We start from the raw sequence: 5,181 nt of genomic DNA, 5'->3' as shown, positions 1-5,181 counted from the left end.
TTTGGAAAAAATATTGGATCGCGCCAATGAAAAAGGGATGGTGGTTATTTTGGGCATTTTCTATTTTGGTCAAGATGAATACATTAAGGACGAAGCGGCTATTATTAAAGCCGTCGATAATACCATAAATTGGTTATTTGAAAAGGAGTACCGAAATGTTATCATTGAATTGAATAATGAATGTGATATACATTATGATCACGAAATCTTGACAGATAAACGGGTTGATGAATTGATAAAACGAGTAAAATCCAAAGAAAAAAACGGCTATCGCTATTTAGTAGGAACCAGTTTTTCAGGAGGAAAAGTCCCAACACCGAATGTGGTTAATGAATCCGATTTTATATTGTTACATGGGAACTCTGTTAAAGACCCAAAACGTATTGCAGAAATGGTAGCCCAAACAAAAATAGTCAACGGGTATACACCCATGCCGATTGTTTTTAATGAGGATGATCATTTCGATTTTGACAAGCCAAGTAATAACATGGTAGAAGCAATAAAAGCGTATGCATCATGGGGATATTTTGATTTTAGAATGAAAGGAGAAGACTATGAACAAGGGTTTCAGTCAGTGCCTGTAAATTGGCAAATAAGTTCGCCTCGTAAAAATTCCTTCTTCAATAAATTGGAAGAAATTACAGGTGGATTAAAGTAATATTCAATTAACGGTTAAACGAGCTTGTAAGTTTTTTAAAATATATACCAATGCAAAGAAGATACAATAACATATTGCTCATTATCAAACAGTTTTCTGTAAAAACAATCTTCATTTTTATAGCACTCTATTCCGTGGTTTTTTCAGCACAAACCGTTGATGTAGATATAATAAGTGATTCAAGCAATGGTATGATATCATTTGCAGTTGGAGATCTTAAGCAAGCATTAAGTTTACGAAGCCATAAAGTAACAGAGTCTCCTTTATCTCAGCTAGCTATGACCACTGGAGATGTGCACATTGTACTGGCAACTTTAGAGGATAGTGGAGTTATAAAAGTGTTGCAAGAAACGGGAAAAACGGTGCCTACAGTACTTAAGGCTGAAGGATATAGTATTTTGCTAACAACTAAACAGAATAGTAAAACTTTCTGGATTATAGGGGCCGATGCCAAGGGAGTTATGTACGGTGGTTTAGAAATAACAGAAATTATCACATTGGATGGATTAGCTTCAATAACAGAAAAAATACAAAATCCACATCTTGAAAAGCGAGGAATAAAACTGAATATCCCTTTAGATGCGCGTACTCCTAGTTATGCCGATGCTGGTAATTCCGCTCAAGAAAATATAAAAGAAATGTGGAGTTGGGATTTTTGGACGCAACAACTCGATTTGCTAGCAAGACATAGATATAACGTTATTACACTATGGAATTTACATCCATTTCCATCCATGGTTAAAGTTCCAGAGTATCCTGATGTGGCTTTAGATGATGTAAAAAGATCAACCATTAATTGGAAGGCATGGTATATAAACTATAAAAATCCGGGTACGAATATGTACAACAAACAGGCTATGGATTCCCTTGAAACAATTAAGGAAATTAGGATTGATGATAAGATAAAATTCTGGCAAGATGTTATGCAATATGCCCACGACAGAGGTATTGAGTTTCATATAATTACATGGAATGTTTTTGTGTCTTCTGCTGGTGAGCATTATGGAATAACAGCTGACATGGAAAACAAAACCACCATTGATTATTTTAGAAAAAGTGTTCGCAGCCTATTTGAAACGTATCCTTTATTAGGAGGTATTGGGGTAACAGCAGGTGAAGGCATGCATGGAGCTACAGTTGCAGAAAAGGAAGACTGGTTATGGAAAACCTATGGAGCAGGATTAATGGATGCAAAATCGGCCGATAGCACTGATCGCGTATATCGTTTTATACATCGTTATTGGTGGAGTGAAATACCTGAGATATTAAACCATTTCAAAGGCTTTGACGATGATGTAATTTTCGATTTTAGTTTTAAATACAGTGAGGCACGTTTATATTCTGAAACGAACCCACAGTTTGCTAATAATGCTTTGGAAAGTCTCCCTGAAGGCATGCAATTTTGGTGGAATTTACGCAACGATGATATTTTTAACTTTAGATGGGCTGATGCAGATTACGTAAGAGAATTTATAAATAATTTCCCTGGAAATGGTCAAACAATCGGGTTTCATATGGGATCCGATGGATATGCTTGGGGCAGAGAGTTTAGTAGTACTGAAGCCAATGCACCTCGGGAACTTGAAATAGAAAAACATTGGTTGTCCTACCTATTGTGGGGTAGAATGGGGTATAATAATGAAATTAGTAACAAGCACATTGAAAAGCTTGTGCAAAATAAATACCCTGGTGTAAATGCGGAATTGCTGTTAAAAGTATGGCAAGAAGCTTCAAAAATAATTCCTACAGTAAATAAAGGACATTACCACTCATGGGATTATCAATGGAGTGTGGAGTATTGTAAGGCTAAAGAAGGGTTTCATTATATAAATGAAAAAGAATGGGGCGCTGGAAATTCTAGTGTTGCCAAAACGCTTAAGGAATATGCTTCATTTGTTTTAACGCATATAAATAAAATATGGGGGAGTTTGGATAAAGACTTACGTCTGCTAGCTGGAGATATAGAGGCCATGGCACATCTTGGTAATTATTATGCCGAAAAGTTTATGGCTGCTGATAATAAATCTACAGACTCATTGCAAGCATTTAAACATTTACAAATTGCTGCGGAACATTGGCGTAAATATGCTTCAATTTCTAGTAGTCAATATAAGCCACAATTATTAGGAAGAGCAGGATGGATGGATTGGCGCGAGATTTATGATGAAGTGCTAAAAGATCCAACCATTTTGAAAAATCAAGAAGTTGTGGTCGTTGTTCCTCCAACAAAAGGAGGTGTTGTTTTAGAGGCAGAAAATCAGTTGAAAAGTAAGGTGTCTGCTACCATTAAAAATGGAGGTACGGCTATCACCTATGTTAGTTTTTCTGATGTTGTTCCTGAAATTTCATGGAATTATAATGTGAAAGAAGAAGGGAGATATATTCTCGAATTTCGCTATTCTCTATCCAGTGGTGAATTTACCTTACCCCTTATAATAAACGGAAAACCTGCGGATAGTCTAGGTGTTTGGAAAACAGGAAATGAAGGGTCATGGGCTTGGGATAGAGTTATAGTTCAGTTAGATAAAGGGAATAATACCATTAAATTAAAAGGTTTGAATTCTTCAATATCTGTAGATCATGTTAATATTTTAGAAGTAAATTAATTGATTTTTAGGATAACGAACCATTAGAACTGGAAGACGGAATAAGGATTAAGAAGAGCATTGAATTTTTTACGGATCGAATTCGCACCTCTATAAAGTTTAGCTTATAGTACCTAATTTGATGCTATTTGCGGACAATTTATTTAGTTTTCAAAGTTCACCTTAAGGGATATAGGACGGACAAAGTGAGCCTCTTGGAGCCATTCCCTTTCGTGCGCAAAAAAATACATTTCAGGAATAGCGCTTCTCTAAAAAAATCTTGCACACAATCCTGAAATAGGAGTAGATATCCTTCATCATCAGTTGTTGGTATTAAATTTTTCCTATCAAATATGTATTGTAACTTGGGAATAGATAAGCTTTTTAAACAAATCACTTTACGAAGTTTTAAAATTCATAGGTGACAAACTGTATAACCTTTAGAACATTCCCTTTTTTAAGTCATTACTTTTAATGCATTTTAGTATAGGTTACTGAAAAGGTGTGAAGGCGCTTTATGAAGTAAATGGAATGATAAGTAAATGTTTATTATTTTTATTCAGCTGTCTATTTATGGAACTACCATTAACATTCTGTTTAATCAATTTTTTTAAAAATGAAAAACGCTCAAGATATAATAAGTAAATGATTTTTTTATTTTGGATCAAACCGTATTAAGGGTTTATCTAAAAGTGTTTATTTGTTTGAAGGTTTTTCTTTTTTGGAAACAATTTGTTCTATTCTATCCAAACAGAACATTTGATCATGTGGCAATAAATCAATGATTATTTCAATTACCTTAGTAACACTGGATATTGGGTTTTTATTTTGATGCTTTGGAGATATAAAACTTCCATTGCCATCCAAGGCATAATAGCAAACTTCCAAGAGCGCAGAAATGCTGCTGGTGATGTCCTCGTGATCCAACACTTCGAATCCTATGGTTTTCCGAATTCTGTTTCCATAGGATTCCGTAGATGTACCAGGAAAATTTTGAATGTTCTTTTCGATTGCCTTTAGTTTGTTTTTTCTTTTCATTAGCTTGATTTTAAGAATTCAGATACAGGTGTATTACAATATATTTCCTTGAGCTGTGCCAGGTGTTCGTTCCCTAAGATTCGGGCTTCCTCATAGAACTTTTCACAACGATTAAAGGCTTTGTCAGAGTCCCTGTCCGAGAATTCATTTTCTGCCTTAAAGCGCATGATGTGGTGGGCATTGCATAGCATATAATACATACGGTGAAGTCCATAGGTATCCTTGGGAAATAGGGTCTGTGGCAAGTTGCAGAAATGGCTGCATAGGTGTAGCATATAGGACAGCGCATAGTGTTGTGGCTTGAACTCCCAAAATGTGTACAAGAGCCCTAGGCAAACCTGCTCCATGGCATAGTGCATAGTCATTAGTCTGGAAGTGATATCTTCTGTGGGTTCGATACTATCTAAAATAGATAGTAGATATGCTGCACGCTTCATTCTAACCTCCCACACATTTTGGATACCTTCATAGACTGTCTAGTCCTGAAATATGGCTACAGGTTAAAAATTGATTTACGCTGTTAATTTGTATACCATATTTGGTGTTTTAAAGTCTAAAGATAAGTGTAATCTTATTTCGTTGTATAAATTAATGGCGTTTTTTGTAGCTCTTTTCGCGTGCGCTATATTTGTAAAGGTTTGGTCGAGATAAAATTCATCTTTAAGAATCCCGCAGACATTCACAGGAAAGGCAAAGAACGCTTCACCAAAACAGATAAAATTGATGCGCAATTGATAGCACGAGAACTCAAGGATGGAAGATTGGACAGTATTCATGTTCCGGAAGTAGCACGTGAGCAGCTGCGAAGCCTTTTTAGAAGGCGCAACGATTTGGTTAAGGATTTTAGGCGCGTAAAAAGTTATATAAAAATGCAGCTGCTCTATTTTGGAGTAACGGTTC

At 35.6% G+C, this 5,181-nt stretch carries 5 protein-coding genes; 3 read left to right on the top strand and 2 right to left on the bottom strand.

The genetic code is table 11. The annotated features are described in order from the left end of the window. On the top strand, nucleotides 1-658 hold a 658-nt coding region (locus tag J8H85_RS18670; RefSeq protein WP_209657197.1), incomplete at its 5' end, for a hypothetical protein. 50 nt (nucleotides 659-708) lie between these two features. After that, nucleotides 709-3,264 carry a hypothetical protein gene (locus J8H85_RS18665; RefSeq protein ID WP_209657195.1) on the top strand — a complete coding sequence of 852 codons (2,556 nt, stop codon included), beginning with the start codon at nucleotides 709-711 and terminating at the stop codon, nucleotides 3,262-3,264. A 675-nt stretch (nucleotides 3,265-3,939) separates the two neighbouring features. Here the strand turns inward: J8H85_RS18665 and J8H85_RS18660 are convergent. After that, nucleotides 3,940-4,281: a hypothetical protein gene (locus tag J8H85_RS18660; protein ID WP_209657193.1), complete on the bottom strand. Its 342-nt coding sequence runs from the start codon at nucleotides 4,279-4,281 to the stop codon at nucleotides 3,940-3,942. A 512-nt stretch (nucleotides 4,282-4,793) separates the two neighbouring features. Then, entirely contained in the window at nucleotides 4,794-4,964 is a 171-nt protein-coding gene (locus J8H85_RS19240) for an integrase core domain-containing protein (RefSeq protein ID WP_209657191.1), read from the bottom strand. Between J8H85_RS19240 and J8H85_RS18650 the strand changes: the two genes are divergently transcribed. Continuing rightward, on the top strand, nucleotides 4,899-5,181 hold a 283-nt coding region (locus tag J8H85_RS18650), incomplete at its 3' end, for an IS110 family transposase (protein ID WP_317195032.1). The two genes, J8H85_RS19240 and J8H85_RS18650, sit on opposite strands and share 66 nt — an antisense overlap.

This window comes from Mariniflexile gromovii, assembly GCF_017814435.1.
In the GTDB taxonomy this organism is placed as follows: domain Bacteria; phylum Bacteroidota; class Bacteroidia; order Flavobacteriales; family Flavobacteriaceae; genus Mariniflexile; species Mariniflexile gromovii.
Note: the sequence above shows the minus strand (reverse complement) of the source record. Positions and strands in the feature narration are given on the sequence as shown.